Genomic DNA, 15682 nt, shown 5'->3' on the forward strand with positions numbered 1-15682 from the left:
AATTATTCGTCGCGCCTTTGAACATCTTTTTTCCAGGGGTGGCGTCGGGTTTCGGCGCCTCAACGCATCATGGCTCGTTTTCGTATCGACCTGCGCGGCGGCGCTTTCCGTAGCGTTTTAGGCTTCACTTTCAGGCACTGGCAACGCCAACCGGCCCGGCTCGTCCTTATCTCGGCGGCCGTGCTCATTTCGACGATGGCCGACGTGTTGACGCCGCTCTATTCGGGCCGGCTGATCGACGCCGTCGCCAGTGGCGCGGCGACTGACGAGGTGGCATGGAATGCGGCGCTCGCCGCGTTCTTCACCTTGCTTGCGCTGGCCACTGGCTCGCTGGTGTTCCGCCACATCGCCTTTGCCGGCATCATCGAGCTGACGCTCAAGATGATGTCCGACATCGCCCAGGATGCGTTCCACCGCGTCCAGCGCTTCTCGACCGACTGGCACGCCAACAGCTTCGCCGGCTCGACGGTGCGCAAGGTGACACGCGGCATGTGGGCGCTCGACCTGCTCAACGACACGCTGCTGGTGGCGCTGCTGCCGTCCTTCGTGATGCTTGTCGGCTCGACCATCCTGCTGGGATGGCACTGGCCGATGATGGGCCTGATCATTGCCGCAGGCTCGCTGATCTTCATTACCCAGACGGTGGTGATGTCGCTCGGTTTCGTCGCCCCGGCGGCCAGCCTTGCCAACAGCTGGGACACGCGTCTCGGCGGCTCCTTGGCCGACGCCGTCAGCTGCAACTCGGTGGTCAAGGCCTTTGGCGCCGAGGAGCGTGAGGAAGGGCGTCTCGCCAAGGTGATCGCCAAGTGGCGTCACCGCACGGGGCGCACCTGGATGCGCGGAACGATCAACGGTACGTCGCAGAACGTCACGCTGGTTCTGCTGCGCGCCGCGATCATCGGCTTCGCCCTGTTCCTGTGGTCAAGCGGGCAGGCAAGTGCAGGCGATATCGCCTTCGTGCTGACCTCGTTCTTCCTGCTGCAAGGCTATCTGCGCGATGTCGGCATGCACATCCGCAACCTGCAGCGTTCGGTCAACGACATGGAAGAACTCGTCGACATACAGGGCCAGCCTCTCGGTGTGGCCGATCGGCCTGGCGCCAAGCAGATCCAGATCGGCGACGGCGGCATCGAGTTCAAGCATGTGACGTTCCACTACGGCACGCATGCGAACCCGCTCTACCGGGACTTCTCGGTGTCGATCAAACCGGGCGAGCGCGTCGGTCTCGTCGGCCACTCCGGTTCGGGCAAGACGACCTTCGTCAAGCTGATCCAGCGGCTGTACGATGTCGGCGGCGGCAAGATCACCATCGACGGGCAGGACATCGCCAAGGCGACACAGTCATCGCTGCGTTCGCAGATCGCGATCGTGCAGCAGGAGCCGATCCTGTTCCACCGCTCGCTGGCCGAGAACATCGCCTACAGCAGGCCGGGCGCGACACAGGCCGAGATCGAGCACGCGGCAAAGCTCGCCAGCGCGCACGATTTCATCCAGCGTCTGCCCAAGGGTTATGGCACGCTGGTCGGTGAGCGTGGCGTCAAGCTGTCGGGCGGCGAGCGCCAGCGCGTGGCGATTGCCCGTGCCTTCCTGGCCGATGCGCCGATCCTGATTCTCGACGAGGCGACATCCAGCCTCGATTCGGAATCGGAGGTGCTGATCCAGCAGGCGATGGAGCGCCTGATGGTCGGGCGCACGACGCTGATCATCGCGCACCGGTTGTCGACGGTGAGGGCGCTCGATCGGCTGCTCGTCTTCGATCGCGGAGAGATCGTCGAGGAGGGCCGGCACGAGGCGCTGGTACGCCGCGAAGGCGGCATCTACCGCCGCCTGTTCGAACGCCAGGCGCTGGAGCTCACCAAAGGGCTCGTCTAAATCTGGAGCGGGCCGCGAGAGATCGCGGCCCGTTCGTCATGCTGAAGTAGCCCGCAAGAAGATGTAGCCCCATTGGTCGGCTTCCATTCGCGCTCTGGTTGCTTTATTTCTGGTGCAGAGGTGCGGGGGCGCCGCCTTGTCAACGCAAAAGCCATCCGCTACGCCCCGATCATGACAGTTACAGTTCGCTTCGCCCCTTCGCCCACCGGCCGCATCCACATCGGCAATGCGCGCACCGCCTTGTTCAATTGGCTCTTCGCCCTCAAGCACAAGGGGCGGTTTGTCCAGCGCTTCGACGACACCGATGTCGAGCGCTCGCGCCAGGAATTCGCAGACTCCATTCTCTACGACCTGCACTGGCTCGGCATCTTTCCCGACCAGACCGAATACCAGTCGCGCCGCTTTGCCAGCTACGACGCCGCCGTCGACAAGCTCAAGGCATCAGGCGTGCTCTATCCCTGCTATGAGACGCCCGAGGAGCTCGACCTGCGCCGCAAGGTGCGGCGGACGCGCGGCCTGCCGCCGGTCTATGGCCGCGAGGCGCTGAAGCTCACCGATGCCGAGCGCCTGTCCTACGAACATGACGGGCGCAGACCGCACTGGCGTTTCCTGCTGCCCAATTTCGTCTCCGATCCGTTCGAGACCCAGCGCACCGACGTCCACTGGACCGACATCGTGCGCGGCGAGGAGACCGTCGATCTGGCGTCGCTGTCCGATCCGGTGCTGGTGCGCGAGGACGGAACCTATCTCTACACGCTGCCGTCGGTTGTCGACGACATCGAGATGGAGGTCACCCACGTCATCCGTGGCGACGACCATGTCACCAACACCGGTGTTCAGATCGCGCTGTTCCGCGCGCTCGGCGCCGAACCTCCTGTTTTCGGTCACCACAATCTGCTGACGACGGCTTCCGGCGAGGGCCTGTCCAAGCGCACAGGCGCGCTGTCGATCGAGAGCCTGCGCGACGGCGGCATCGAACCGATGTCGGTTGCCTCGCTCGCCGTGCTTGTCGGCACGTCGGAGAATGTCACCGCGGTGCCCAACCTTGGCGACCTTGCCGAAAAGTTCGATCCGGCCGCGACTTCGAAATCGGCGGCGAAGTTCGATCCTGAGGAGCTGGTGGTGCTCAATCGGGCGCTGCTGCACCACATGTCCTTTGACGAGGTGCGTGATCGCCTGATGGTGCTCGGTGTCAGCGGCAACCATGCCGAAGCGTTCTGGATGGCTGTGCGCGGCAATCTCGACAGGCTCTCGGACGCCGTGGCGTGGTGGCGCATCCTGCGCGAAGGGCCGCAGCCGGCTGCCGAGATCGCCGACGAGGACCGCGAATTCGTCGGCCAGGCGCTCGACCTTCTGCCCGAAGAGCCGTGGGACGGCAATGTCTGGAAGGACTGGACGGCCAAGGTGAAGAAAGCGACCGGCCGCAAGGGCAAGGCGCTGTTCATGCCGCTCAGGCTGGCGCTCACCGGTCTTGAGTCCGGCCCGGAACTCGCAGATCTGTTGCCGCTTGTGGGTCGGGAAGGAACGTTGGCCCGACGGCCCTGACCTTGCGGTTGGGGTCTGGTGCCGGACGAGACACCACCGGCGCCTGCGGTTCCTCCACTGGCCTGGCCTGCGGGGCGCTCGGTACCGGGCGTCCTTCGCCGGCGATGACCGAAAAACTCCTGTTCAGGCTGACATTGCAGCCGCAGGACGGAACGCGCGGCAGGTCGAGGCGCTTGTAGCGATAGGCGGTCGCGAGATTGCGGTAAGGCTGGCCGGAGCGGGCTGACACCATGCTTTCCTGTGGCTGGCCGGCATTGAGGTGATAAAACAGCTCGATCTCGGTTCCGGGGCAGCTGGCTTTGCAATTCTTCTCGTCGCGCTGGAAATCCGAGACGTCGGCTGCATTCGACATCGGGAAGAAGTAGCCGTCGCAGGTGCGCACGCACAAGGTGCGGTATTCGCCCAAGCCTTGTTGCTGGCTGCGGCCGATGACGATGTGTTGCGGATAGCTTTCATTGAAGCTCAGGCTGGTCGCCTCGCCGCCGCGGATGATGGTCGCGCCGGCTTGCTCCGTCGCGGGATCGTTGGCTGCGCCTTCTTCCGTCTTCTCGCCCTGGTCGTTGCAACCCGCGAATTGCATCGCATCAAGAATGCGGATGCGCTCGCGCCGGACGTTCCTGTTCGGTTGCGCGGTCTGGCCGTCGAGCTTGCCGAGATTGTCCTGCATCTCAGCGATCTTGGCATTCAGCGCGGCGCACTGAGCGATGACGTCGCCCGAGATCGCCCTGTCGCAGCCAAGGTCGGAAGCCCTGATGCGGGCGAGGTCGATCTGGTCTTGCTGGGTGGTGGCAGCGGCGGCGAATTCATCCGGCTGGATGAAGCTCCCGCTCTCCCGCGTCGGCAAGTTGGCCAACTGGACCTCGAGTTCAAGGCATTCCGCCGAGACGGCGAATGCAGATCCGGTGGTCAGCAACGACACGGCGACCGCGGCCAGAAAGGCGATGGCTGGCCGGTTTACCGGGAATTTACTTCTGCCGCGCCCGAACATCCCGCTTTCCATCGACCTGCCGCGCGACGCGCGGAACATGCCTCGGCTCGAACCCTAGCGCCGACGAGGTTAACCGTTTCTTTGCAAACGGCTAACCCGTGCCCGATCAGGACGCAGCACTTGCGCGCTGCGACGCCTCGACGACGGCGAGTGCCGTCATATTGACGATGCCGCGCGAGGTAACCGAAGGCGTCAGGATGTGGGCGGGCTGGGCGGTGCCGAGCAGGATCGGCCCGACATGCAGCGCGTCCATCATCGTCTTGACTGTGGTCAGCGCGATGTTTGCGGCGTCGAGATTGGGGAAGACCAGCAGGTTGGCTTCGCCCTTCAGCGTCGAATGCGGATAGACACGCTGGCGCAGCACTTCCGACAGGGCGGAATCGCCATGCATTTCGCCGTCGCTGGCGAGTTCCGGCGCAATGCGCTTCAGAATCGCCGCCGCCGCGCGCATCTTCTGGGCGCTTTGCGAGTCGCGGGAGCCGAAATTCGAATGCGACAGCAAGGCCGCCTTGGGCTCGATGCCGAAACGACGGATCTCGTCGGCCGCCAGCATCGTCATCTCGGCGATCTCTTCGGCGGTCGGGTCGACGGTCACGTAGGTGTCGGTGAAGAACAGCACGCCGCGCTGCGAGATCAGCATCGACAGCGCCGACAGATCGCGATCCTTGACGCCATCGCGAGCGCCGACGATCAGCGTGACGTTGCGCAAATGCCGCTCAAAACGGCCTTCCAGGCCGCAGATCATGGCATCGGCATCGCCGCGCTTCAGCGCGATGGCCGCGATGACCGTGTTGTTGGTGCGCACCATGGTGCGCGCCGCCTCGGGCGTGATGCCCTGGCGGCCGCCGAGGTCGATCAGGTGGTCGACATAGTGGCGGTAGCGTGGATCATCCTCGGGATTGATGATGTCGAAGTCGACACCGGGCCGGATGCGCAGACCGTAGCGCTTGATGCGGACCTCGATGACATGCGGACGCCCGATCAGGATCGGCTTGGCCAGCCCTTCCTCTAGCACCACCTGGGCGGCGCGCAGCACGCGCTCGTCTTCGCCGTCGGCGTAGATGACACGCTTGGATGTTGCCTGCTTGGCGTTGGAGAAGATCGGCTTCATCACCAGGCCGGAGCGGAAGACGAAGCGGCTGAGCTTGTCGACATAGGCGTTGAAGTCGGCGATCGGGCGGGTCGCGACGCCGGTTTCGCAGGCCGCCTTGGCAACGGCAGGCGCGATCCTGAGGATCAGCCTGGGGTCGAAGGGCGAGGGGATCAGGAAGTCGGGGCCGAAGGTCGGCGTCTCGCCAGAATAGGCGCGCGCCGCGACATCGGACGGTTCTTCGCGCGCGAGTGCAGCAATTGCGCGCACGGCGGCCATCTTCATTTCTTCATTGATGGCACGCGCGCCGCAATCGAGCGCGCCGCGGAAGATGTAGGGGAAGCACAGGACGTTGTTGACCTGGTTCGGAAAATCAGAGCGTCCGGTGCAGATCATCGCGTCGGGACGGGCGGCACGCGCCACTTCCGGCATGATCTCGGGATTCGGGTTGGCCAGCGCCAGGATCAGCGGCTTTCCGGCCATCTCCGACAGCAGCTCCGGCTTCAGCACACCGGCTGCCGACAGGCCAAGGAAGACGTCGGCGCCGCCGATGACATCGGCCAGGACGCGCGCGTTGGTGTCCTTGACGTATGGGTCCTTCCAGCGGTCCATCTCCTCGACGCGACCCTTGTGGGCGACGCCGAAACGGTCGGTGACCCAGATGTTCTCGACCTTGGCGCCGAGGGACACCAGCAGGTTGAGGCAGGCGAGTGCCGCGGCACCAGCGCCCGAGGTGACGATCTTGACGTCCTCGATTTTCTTGCCGGCGAGTTCCAGGCCGTTGAGAACGGCGGCCGCGACGATGATCGCGGTGCCGTGCTGGTCGTCATGGAAGACCGGGATGCGCATCTTGGCTTTGAGCTGCTCCTCGACTTCGAAGCACTCTGGGGCCTTGATGTCCTCGAGGTTGATGCCGCCGAAGGTCGGCTCGAGCGCCGCGATCGTGCTCACCATCTGCGCGATCTCGGGCGCGTCGATCTCGATGTCGAAAACGTCGATGCCGGCGAATTTCTTGAACAGAACGGCCTTGCCTTCCATCACCGGCTTGGATGCCAGCGGGCCGATATTGCCGAGACCGAGCACGGCTGTGCCATTGGAAATGACGGCAACCAGATTGGCGCGGCCGGTATAGTCGGCGGCGGTCTCGGGATCATCCTTGATGGCGAGGCAAGGGGCGGCGACCCCGGGCGAATAGGCTAGCGCCAGGTCGCGCTGGTTGCCGAGCGGCTTGGTCGCCTGAATCTCGAGCTTGCCGGGAATGGGGTGCTTGTGGAAGAAGAGCGCGGCCTGATCCAGATCGGACAGTGCTTCCTTCTTCTTGTCTTCCCCAGCCATATCCCGCTCCTTCAGAATCCAACAGCAAAGGCCGTTATTAGCACGGCCAGCACGATTTTCGAGGCTTCAACGGCCAAATGGACGTTGAATCACTTTCAAGCGCCGGAACTGCAATCATTCCAGCGGCTTGCGGGTGGCGGTTGAGAGATTGATTCGGTCCTTTGTGAGGCTTGGGTGAAACAGCGTGTCCTTACGACGCGCTGTTGGCTGCCTTTGGGGGAGTTCCGGCCATCAACGCGCTAGAAAGAACTGACATAGAGCCCGCCGTCGACCGGGATGTTCTGGCCGGTCATGTAGCCCGCATGGGTCGAGCACAGGAAGGCGCAGATCTGGCCGAATTCCTCCGGCGTGCCGAGGCGACCGGCGGGAATGCCGGTGCTGAGGCGCGCGCGGCGCGCAGTGCCTTCCGCCGGGTTCTCGATGCTGCCGGGCTCGTGGGGACCGCGCAGGCGGTCGGTGTCGAGCTTGCCGGGCAACATGTTGTTGATGGTGACGTTGCGGTCGGCGACCGTGCGCGCAACGCCTGCCAGGAAGGCCGTCAGGCCGGCGCGGGCGCCGGAGGAGAGGTCGAGGCCGGGAATGGGCGTGTAGACCGACAGCGAGGTGATGTTGACGATGCGGCCGAAGCCACGCGTCGCCATGCCGTCGATGACGGCTTTGATCAACTCGATGGGGGTGACCATGTTGTTGGTGACGCCGGCGAGGATCTTCTCGCGGTCGAGCTCTCGGAAGTCACGGTAGGGCGGACCGCCATTGTTGTTGACCAGGATGTCGGGGTCGGGGCAAGCGGCGAGCAGGGCCTTCTGCACGGCCGGATCGGAGATGTCGCCGACGATTTCGGTGACCGGCACGCCGTAGCGTTGACGAATTTCGGTTGCCGTGCGGCTCAGGATGCCGGCGTCGCGGCCGTTGAGGAACAGCTCACAGCCGGCTTCGGCCAGCGCGATCGCGCAGCCCTTGCCGAGGCCCTTGCTCGAGGCGCAGACGATTGCCTTCTTCCCGCTGATGCCGAGATCCATGATCGTTCTCCTGTCGGTGATGACCCAGCCTAGAACTGCCCGGGCGAAGCCGCAACCGTCATACGGCTGTTGCATGAATCTGGGCATAGGCAGCGCAAAAGCAACGGGTCGATTGCCATGTCCGGCACGAGCACACGCAATTTTCGCACGCTGTTCATTTCAGATGTGCATCTGGGATCGAAGGGAGCGAAGGCCGATTTCCTGATCGACTTCCTGCGTCACCACGAGGCCGAGAAGATCTTCCTCGTCGGCGATATCGTCGATGGTTGGCGCCTGCGCCGGTCCTGGCATTGGCCGCAGACGCACAACGACGTCGTCCAGAAATTGCTGCGGCAGGCGCGCAAGGGCACCGAAATCACCTACATCGCCGGCAATCACGATGAGTTCGCCCGCAACTTCCAGGGCGTGCATTTCGGCGGCATCGTCGTTGCCGACCGCGCCATCCACGAGGCGGCCGACGGCAAGCGCTTCCTGGTCATCCATGGCGACCAGTTCGACGCCGTGGTGCAGAACGCCCGCTGGCTCGCCTATCTCGGCGACTTTGCCTATGATGCGGCGATGGCGACGAACCGGCTGGTGGCGCGCTTCCGCCGCACCTTCGGTCTGCCTTACTGGTCGTTTTCGTCCTGGGCCAAGGTCCGGGTCAAGAAGGCCGTAAACTTCATCGGCGCCTTCCAGGACGTGCTGACCGAGGAAGCGCGGCGCTCGGAAGTGGACGGCGTCATCTGTGGTCACATCCACCATCCGACGATCGAGAATTTTGACGGCATCCAGTACATCAACACCGGCGACTGGGTCGAAAACTGCACGGCGGTCGCCGAGGATTTTGACGGCAATTTCGTCATCCTGCACTGGCCGCATGTGCTGGCCGGCAAGCTGGTCAACGAACCCTTCGTGCCGATGGTCGTCGATCAGCGTGTCGACAAGGCAGCTGCCTGAACGGAACGACATAGATGTGCAACTCCAGATATGTCTCGCGCCCATGGCGTGATGGACCAGGTCATGCGGCAATTGCCCCGCCGCGCGTTGCCGAGACGCTGCTAAGACGGGCACGGCGGCTCGGCGCGCACCATTTGCCGATGGAAGCGCAGGCCATGCCACGCCTTGGCCGATAAGGCCGTGGCAGGTGGCCCAAGCTTGGGGTCAATGCTCGGCCCCGTTGGCTTTCGTGGCGTGGCCACCCATGGTAAGGGATCAGGCAAATCGGTGAGGCTTGGTTGGTTCGGGTCGCGCCCGGACACGCTTACCCACCATGACGTTACCGCCACTCACGCCAGAACAGCAGGTCAAGCCACGACGCTTTGAACTGCGAATCTCTTTGCTTTTCGCAGCACTTTTCGTGCCGATGGGCGTGCATCTGCCGTATTTTCCGCTGTGGCTCGAAGCCAAGGGGTTCGATCCCGAGCAGATCGCCATCGTGCTGTCGGCGCCAATGTTCCTGCGCGTCATCACAACTCCATTGATCGCGGCCATGGCCGATCGTGCCAAGGACCGCGCCAACGTCTTCATCTTCCTGGCTGCATCGTCCTTGCTGCTGTCGCTCGGCTATTTCCTCGAGCCGACCTACCTCATCGTCCTGGCCGTCTCGCTGGCGCTGGCCGTGGTGTGGACGCCGCATTCGCCGATAGCCGATTCGCTTGCGCTCTCAGGTGTCCGCCGCTTCGGATCGGACTATGCCGCGATGCGCATCTGGGGGTCGATCGCCTTCCTCGCCGGCAGCCTTGGCGCAGGCTTCATCCTGTCGCTGACCGGTGCGGACGCGGTGCCGGCGATCATCTCTGTCGGCCTGCTCGGCTGCTTCCTGATGTCGTTCATCTCGCCGCGCCTTGGTCGACCGCGCAAGGCCTCACCGCTCTCGGCGACCGACATGCAGGCGGCGCCAAAGCTGTTCAACCGCTATTTCCTGCTGATGGCCGGCGGCACCGGCGTCGTCATCGGCAGCCACGGCTTTCTCTATGGCTTCGTGTCGATCTACTGGAAGTCGCTCGGCATCAACGAGACGATCGTCGGGTTGCTGTGGAGCTGGGGCGTGGCGGCCGAAATCGTCATGTTCATGTTTTTTACGCGGCTGTTCGGCAACAGATCGACGGCACTGGTGCTCGTTCTGGCGGGCGCAGGCGCCATCGTCCGCTGGGTCGCATACCCATTGATCTGGCCGCTCGGCCTGGGTGTGCCTGGCTTCTTTGCCGTCCAGAGCCTGCACGCGGTGTCGACAGCGCTGGTTCTGATTGGCGTGCAGAAGCTGATCGCCGAGTCGGTTCCGGAAGAGCGCACGGGTGCTGCCCAGGGCGTCGCCTATTTCGCCAACGGCATGTCGATGGCGATCGTGACGCTGCTGTCCGGTCCGCTCTACCAGCGCTTCGGCGCCGACGGCTTCTATTTCATGGCAGCGGTCGCCGCCTGCGCCATCGTGCTTGTGGTGCTGGCGTCCCGCTCAGCCCCAAAGTTGGGGCAGGGGCGGCGACACCATTGAACCCTCGTAGACAAGCCCCGGCGAACGGTCGCGCGCCAGGAGCAGCGGGCCGTCGAGGTCGACGAACTCGGCGCCCTGGGCGAGCAGCACCGCAGGCGCCATGGCGAGCGAAGTGCCGACCATGCAGCCGACCATCACCTGGAACCCGAGCGCGCGGGCCTGGTCGCGCAGTTCGAGTGCTGCCGTCAGCCCACCCGACTTGTCGAGCTTGATGTTGACGGCGTCGTAGAGGCCCTTGAGCTCGGCGAGATCGGCGGCGATGTGGACGCTCTCGTCGGCGCAGATCGGCACAGGATGTGGGATGCGGCCGAGGATCTGGTCGGCGCCGGCGGGCAGCGGCTGTTCGATCAGCGCGATGCCGAGCTGGGCGGCAGCGGCAAGGTTCTCGATGATGTTGGCATCGGTCCAGCCTTCATTGGCGTCGAGGATGATGCGGCTGTCGGGGGCGGCTTCGGTGACCGCGCGGATGCGGGCGATGTCGTTGTCGCCGCCGATCTTGACCTTGAGCAACGGCCGCGCCGCATTGGCGCGGGCCTGGGCTGCCATAGTCTCGGGTTCGCCGAGCGACAGCGTGTAGGCGGTCTCGAGCGCCAGCGGCGCAGCAATGCCGAGCCTGTCCTTGACCGGCACGCCGCTCAACTTCGCTTCAAGGTCCCAGAGCGCGCAGTCGACGGCGTTGCGCGCCGCGCCGGCCGACATCAGCGTCAGAAGGTCGGTGCGCGAAGCTCCGTCCTCGATGGCGCGCCGCGCCTGTTCTATCGCCTCAGCCACGCCAGCCATGGTCTCGCCATAGCGCTTGTATGGCACGCACTCGCCGCGGCCGATGACGCCTGATTCGGTGATTTCGCAGGTGATGACCTCGGCTTCGGTCTTGGAACCGCGTGAGATGGTGAACGTTCCGGCGATAGGAAAGCGCTCGTCAACGACCGAAAGGACACGCGGCATGAAAATCTGCTCCGTTCAACTGCTTGGCGCGGCTGTGAAAATCGACATGCCGCAGCCGACGCGTTAAGTAGTGTGCCATGTTGACCATCGGCAAACGGGAAGCAAGCGGCGGGGCAGCCGACGGCCGAGATCACCGACCGCAGGTTGCTGTGGCGGAGCGCGAAGGCGTGCTCGCCTGCGTCTTCACCGGGATCTGGACGACCCGCACCGTTGCCTTCGTCGACGCCGAAATGCGCAAGATCGAAGCCCGCAAGGGCTTCAAGACCCTGGCGCTCGACCTCGGTGGCATCGAGAAGATGGACACCGCCGGCGCCTGGGTCATCGACAGGCTCGTCAGCGCCAATGAGAAGCAGGGCGTCGAGGTCAGGATGGAAGGCCACAGCGAGGTGGCCAAGATCCTGCTGGGCGCGGTCAGCGAGGCCGTGCGGCGCGAGGGCGAATCTGCCCCGGCCGGTCCGCCCAACATCGTCATGCGCATGCTCGAGGCTGTCGGCCGCCGCGTCTACGAGATGCGCGACGACTTCCTGTCGTCGATGAACATCCTTGGCGCAACAATTCGCGGTGCCCAGATGAAGCTCGGCCGCGGCCATGCGGTCAATCCGGCCGCCATCTTCAACCAGATCGACCGCATGGGCGTCGGCGCCATTCCCGTCGTCGTACTGATGTCGGCAATCGTCGGCGCCATCGTCGCCCAGCAGGGCGCCTACCAGCTTGCCTATTTCGGCGCCGATATCTTCGTCGTCGACCTGGTCGGTGTGCTGGTGTTGCGCGAACTCGGCGTGCTGATGACGGCGATCATGATCGCCGGCCGCTCGGGCAGCGCCATCACCGCCGAGATCGGCTCGATGAAGATGCGCGAAGAGGTCGATGCGCTGACGGTCATCGGGCTCAATCCCATCGGCGTGCTGGTGTTCCCGCGCCTCGTTGCCCTGGTCATTGCGTTGCCATGTCTGACCATCATAGCCAATTTTGCGGCGCTGGGCGGCGGCATGCTGGCGGCATGGCTCTATTCGGACATCCCGATGGCCGCCTTCATCGACCGCCTGCGCCTGGCAATCGACCTCAGCACCATCTTCGCCGGGCTGATCAAGGCGCCGTTCATGGCACTGATCATCGGCACCATCGCCTCCGTCGAAGGCATGAAGGTCGGCGGCAGCGCTGAATCACTCGGTCGCCACGTCACCGCCTCGGTGGTCAAGGCCATCTTCGTCGTCATCATTCTCGATGGCCTGTTTGCCATGTTCTACGCAGCGATCAATTTCTGATATGGCAAGCCGCACAAAGACCATCGAGGCGGAGAGCCAAAGCCAGGACGCCAGGGGCGAGGTGCTGCTGTCGGTGCGCGACCTGACGGTGGCCTTTGGCGACAAGGTCATTCTGGAAGATCTCGACCTCGACATCAGGCGCGGTGAAATCCTCGGCTTCGTCGGCGCGTCCGGCGCAGGCAAATCGGTGCTGTTGCGCACCGTGCTCGGCCTTATCCGCAAGCGATCCGGCACGATCAAGCTGTTCGGCGTCGATCTCGAACAGGCCAGCGAGGAAGAGCGGCTCAGGATCGACATGCGGCTCGGCATGCTGTTCCAGCACGGCGCGCTGTTTTCGGCGCTGACCGTTCTGGAAAACGTCCAGGTGCCGATGCGCGAATATCTCGACCTGCCGAAAAAGCTGATGGACGAGCTCGCCATGCTCAAGATCGAGCTGGTCGGCCTGCCGCCTGACGCGGCCCGCAAGTTTCCGTCCGAGCTTTCCGGCGGCATGATCAAGCGTGCGGCACTGGCGCGTGCGCTGGCGCTCGACCCTGATATCGTCTTTCTCGACGAGCCGACGTCGGGTCTCGACCCCATCGGTGCTGCAGAGTTCGACGAACTGGTCGGCAAGATGCGCGATACGATGGGGCTCACCGTCTACATGGTCACCCACGATCTCGACAGCCTGTTTTCGGTCTGTGACCGGGTTGCGGTGCTGGGCAACAAGAAGGTGCTCGTCGAAGGCACGATCGAAGACATGCTGAAGAGCGAAGAACCGTGGGTAAGGTCGTATTTCCGCGGAAAACGCGCGCGGCAGCTTGATCTTGCCGCAAGGGCATAGAATGGAATGATGTGATGGAGACCAGGGCAAACTACGTCATTGTCGGCATCTTCACGCTATTTGCCGTTCTGGCCGCCTTTGCATTCGTCTACTGGACGGCGGCAATCGGTGAGCGTGGCGAGACGGCAACGTTGCGTGTCCGTATTCCCGGTTCCGCATCGGGCTTGGCCAGGGGCAGCTTCGTGCTGTTCAACGGCGTCAAGGTCGGCGACGTCCGGCGAGTCTATCTCGACATTTCCAATCCCCAGGTGGCGATCGCCGACGCCGAGATCGACAAGCTGACGCCGATCACCCAGTCGACACAGGCGGATATCGGCCTCGCCGGCCTGACGGGACAGGCCAATATCGAGCTCAAGGGTGCCAACATCAAGGAGCCCAACCTGCTCGACCAGGCCGAGGCGGAGGGCAAGATCGCCGAGATCGTTGCCAATCCGTCCGCCGTGACCAATCTGCTGCAGACGGCGCAGGACATCTTCAAGCGCGCCGACACGGTGCTCACCAATCTCGAAGGTTTCACCAACGACGTGCGCGGACCGCTGACCGAGACCGTCAGCAATGCCCAGAAATTCTCGGAGTCCTTGGCGCGCAATGCCGATGGCGTTGACAAGTTCCTGGCGAGCGTCAGTGCGCTGTCGGAGCAATTGTCTGCGGTCTCGGGCAAGCTCGATGGCACCATTGAGGCGGCGGAAGGCCTGCTCAAGTCGGTTGACCGCGACAAGGTCAAGAACATCGTTGCCAGTGTCGACACCTTCACCAAGAACCTGAGCGCTCAGAGCGACCAGCTCGACGGCATCGTTAAGGGCGTCAACACCGCGGTCGCCTCGATCAACGACTTCGCCCAGAAGACCCAGCAGACGCTGACCAAGGTCGACAGCGTGCTCGACGGCGTCGATGCGGCCAGCGTGCGCGAATCGCTCGACAACATCCGCAAGGCCAGCGAAAGCGCCAACCAGGCCGCGGCCGACGTCGCCAAGGTCACCGAAAAGTTCGGCGACCGTGCCGACGACATCGACCAGATCATTACGGACGCCAAGCAGCTGGCGTCTCGCCTCAACGCCGCTTCCGTGCGCGTCGACGGCGTCATGGTCAAGGTCGACAAGCTGCTCGGCTCGGGCGAGGCGGAGGGCGTCATGTCGGACGCCAGCGCCACCTTGAAGTCGTTCAAGCAGGTGGCCGACACGCTGAATTCGCGGCTTGCAACCATCATGGACGGGCTGTCGCGCTTCTCCGGGCAGGGACTGCGCGACGTCGACGCGCTGGTGCAGGACTCAAGGCGTTCGATCAGCCGCATCGAACAGGCCATTTCCGACCTGGAGCGCAATCCGCAACGCATCATCACCGGCGGCGAGGGCTCGGTGCGCGAGTTTGACGGCCGGGTGCGTCGTTGACATCGCCGGCATGCAATCGCATGAAGGCAAATGAGGGGTGTTCGCGCGCGGCGCGGGTGAGTCTGTTTCGGGGACAGCACGTGAAGGCTGCTAGATCAACTTTGCTGCTGACCGCAGTCATGCTTGCGCTGTCCGGCTGCACCTCGTTGTTCGTCAGCACGCCGCCGCCGCTCGACACTTACGAGCTGACCGCGCCGGCAGTCGACGGCCGCAACGGCCCGAGCCGCCGCCAGATCCTCATTGCCGAACCTTCGGCGCTCAAATCGCTGGACGGCCAGAGCATCGTCATCAAGCCATCGCCCGGGTCGATACAGTTCCTCAAGGGGGCGCAGTGGTCGGACAGGCTGCCGCGCATCGTCCAGGCACGACTTGCCGAGACCTTCCAGCGCGCCGGCGGCTACATCGGTGTCGGCAAGCCGGGCGAGGGCCTGGCCATCGACTATCAGGTGATCGTCGAGTTGCGCAGCTTCGAGATCAAGGTCGGCGGCGGCGAACGCGCCGACGTCGAACTGTTCGTCAGGCTGCTCAACGACCGCAACGGCCAGGTGCGCGCCTCGCGGGTCTTCACGTCCAGCGCCCCGGTTTCCGGTAGCGGCAACGATGCCTATGCGGCGGCGCTCGACGGCGCATTCGGCCAGGCCGCGACCGAAATCGTCAAATGGACCGAAACACTGATCTGACAGGTCGGCGGAGCCGTATGTCAGTGCTGCCGAGGCCGCGACGCTGATCTTAAACCTCGGCAGGGCTGCCGGTCAGCCAGTAACGGCGCCCGCATCGCGTCCTTCTCATTTTGCCTCGCATGCCTGCAAGCAGGCGTGCTCTCGCCGTTTATCCGGCAGCACATCGTCCGGCCGTTCAGACAGGCTGACTTGGTCACTGGTGTATCGACACAGGATCGTAGGCTGAGACAGCAAAAAGGGCAGCAGGTCGATCCTGCTG

At 64.1% G+C, this 15682-nt stretch carries 12 protein-coding genes; 8 read left to right on the top strand and 4 right to left on the bottom strand.

The features are described from left to right. The first annotated feature begins 69 nt into the window (after positions 1-69). Together SLT36_RS14625 and gltX are read left to right on the top strand one after the other, a co-directional pair. Complete coding sequence (locus SLT36_RS14625) at positions 70-1872, top strand: ABC transporter ATP-binding protein (protein WP_432283303.1); 1803 nt, start codon at positions 70-72, stop codon at positions 1870-1872. A 171-nt stretch (positions 1873-2043) separates the two neighbouring features. Beyond that, positions 2044-3417: a glutamate--tRNA ligase gene (gene gltX, locus SLT36_RS14630; protein ID WP_432283304.1), complete on the top strand. Its 1374-nt coding sequence runs from the start codon at positions 2044-2046 to the stop codon at positions 3415-3417. Here gltX and SLT36_RS14635 read toward each other — a convergent pair. The 3 genes from SLT36_RS14635 to SLT36_RS14645 form a co-directional block, all read right to left on the bottom strand. Continuing rightward, the gene (locus SLT36_RS14635) at positions 3335-4405 is read right to left on the bottom strand and encodes a DUF2865 domain-containing protein (RefSeq protein ID WP_432283305.1); all 1071 of its coding nucleotides are present in this window, start codon (positions 4403-4405) and stop codon (positions 3335-3337) included. The genes gltX and SLT36_RS14635 overlap by 83 nt on opposite strands. A 106-nt stretch (positions 4406-4511) precedes the next feature. Continuing rightward, positions 4512-6830: an NADP-dependent malic enzyme gene (locus SLT36_RS14640; protein ID WP_432283306.1), complete on the bottom strand. Its 2319-nt coding sequence runs from the start codon at positions 6828-6830 to the stop codon at positions 4512-4514. Positions 6831-7069: 239 nt separating this feature from the next. Beyond that, positions 7070-7849 carry an SDR family oxidoreductase gene (locus SLT36_RS14645; protein WP_432283307.1) on the bottom strand — a complete coding sequence of 260 codons (780 nt, stop codon included), beginning with the start codon at positions 7847-7849 and terminating at the stop codon, positions 7070-7072. 117 nt (positions 7850-7966) lie between these two features. Here SLT36_RS14645 and SLT36_RS14650 point away from each other — a divergent pair, with 117 nt between their 5' ends. Then, positions 7967-8788: a UDP-2,3-diacylglucosamine diphosphatase gene (locus SLT36_RS14650; protein ID WP_432283308.1), complete on the top strand. Its 822-nt coding sequence runs from the start codon at positions 7967-7969 to the stop codon at positions 8786-8788. Positions 8789-9101: 313 nt separating this feature from the next. Next, entirely contained in the window at positions 9102-10322 is a 1221-nt protein-coding gene (locus tag SLT36_RS14655; RefSeq protein ID WP_432283309.1) for an MFS transporter, read from the top strand. On the opposite strand, the gene dgcA is transcribed toward SLT36_RS14655, so the two are convergent. Beyond that, the gene (dgcA, locus tag SLT36_RS14660) at positions 10284-11267 is read right to left on the bottom strand and encodes an N-acetyl-D-Glu racemase DgcA (protein ID WP_432283310.1); all 984 of its coding nucleotides are present in this window, start codon (positions 11265-11267) and stop codon (positions 10284-10286) included. The two genes, SLT36_RS14655 and dgcA, sit on opposite strands and share 39 nt — an antisense overlap. A gap of 77 nt (positions 11268-11344) precedes the next feature. On the opposite strand from dgcA, the gene SLT36_RS14665 reads away from it, so the two are divergent. From SLT36_RS14665 to SLT36_RS14680, 4 genes are all read left to right on the top strand, one after another. Further along, positions 11345-12532 (top strand): ABC transporter permease, encoded by a 1188-nt coding sequence (locus SLT36_RS14665; protein WP_432283311.1) that lies wholly within the window; start codon positions 11345-11347, stop codon positions 12530-12532. A gap of 1 nt (position 12533) precedes the next feature. Then, positions 12534-13355: an ABC transporter ATP-binding protein gene (locus SLT36_RS14670; protein WP_432283312.1), complete on the top strand. Its 822-nt coding sequence runs from the start codon at positions 12534-12536 to the stop codon at positions 13353-13355. A gap of 14 nt (positions 13356-13369) precedes the next feature. Continuing rightward, positions 13370-14743, top strand: a complete 1374-nt coding sequence (locus tag SLT36_RS14675; protein WP_432283313.1) for an MlaD family protein — start codon at positions 13370-13372, stop codon at positions 14741-14743. Positions 14744-14862: 119 nt separating this feature from the next. Continuing rightward, the gene (locus SLT36_RS14680) at positions 14863-15423 is read left to right on the top strand and encodes an ABC-type transport auxiliary lipoprotein family protein (RefSeq protein WP_432283314.1); all 561 of its coding nucleotides are present in this window, start codon (positions 14863-14865) and stop codon (positions 15421-15423) included. Positions 15424-15682 lie beyond the last annotated feature (259 nt).

It is taken from the genome of Aminobacter sp. BA135, assembly GCF_050859125.1.
In the GTDB taxonomy this organism is placed as follows: domain Bacteria; phylum Pseudomonadota; class Alphaproteobacteria; order Rhizobiales; family Rhizobiaceae; genus Aminobacter; species Aminobacter ciceronei.

Coding starts and splice junctions, on each gene's coding strand:
- SLT36_RS14655 (WP_432283309.1), top strand. CDS start 9,102: ATGACGTTACCGCCACTCACGCCAGAACAGCAGGTCAAGCCACGACGC.
- SLT36_RS14645 (WP_432283307.1), bottom strand. CDS start 7,849: ATGGATCTCGGCATCAGCGGGAAGAAGGCAATCGTCTGCGCCTCGAGC.
- SLT36_RS14680 (WP_432283314.1), top strand. CDS start 14,863: ATGCTTGCGCTGTCCGGCTGCACCTCGTTGTTCGTCAGCACGCCGCCG.
- SLT36_RS14665 (WP_432283311.1), top strand. CDS start 11,345: ATGTTGACCATCGGCAAACGGGAAGCAAGCGGCGGGGCAGCCGACGGC.
- dgcA (WP_432283310.1), bottom strand. CDS start 11,267: ATGCCGCGTGTCCTTTCGGTCGTTGACGAGCGCTTTCCTATCGCCGGA.
- SLT36_RS14650 (WP_432283308.1), top strand. CDS start 7,967: ATGTCCGGCACGAGCACACGCAATTTTCGCACGCTGTTCATTTCAGAT.
- SLT36_RS14675 (WP_432283313.1), top strand. CDS start 13,370: ATGGAGACCAGGGCAAACTACGTCATTGTCGGCATCTTCACGCTATTT.
- SLT36_RS14640 (WP_432283306.1), bottom strand. CDS start 6,830: ATGGCTGGGGAAGACAAGAAGAAGGAAGCACTGTCCGATCTGGATCAG.
- gltX (WP_432283304.1), top strand. CDS start 2,044: ATGACAGTTACAGTTCGCTTCGCCCCTTCGCCCACCGGCCGCATCCAC.
- SLT36_RS14625 (WP_432283303.1), top strand. CDS start 70: ATGGCTCGTTTTCGTATCGACCTGCGCGGCGGCGCTTTCCGTAGCGTT.
- SLT36_RS14635 (WP_432283305.1), bottom strand. CDS start 4,405: ATGTTCGGGCGCGGCAGAAGTAAATTCCCGGTAAACCGGCCAGCCATC.
- SLT36_RS14670 (WP_432283312.1), top strand. CDS start 12,534: ATGGCAAGCCGCACAAAGACCATCGAGGCGGAGAGCCAAAGCCAGGAC.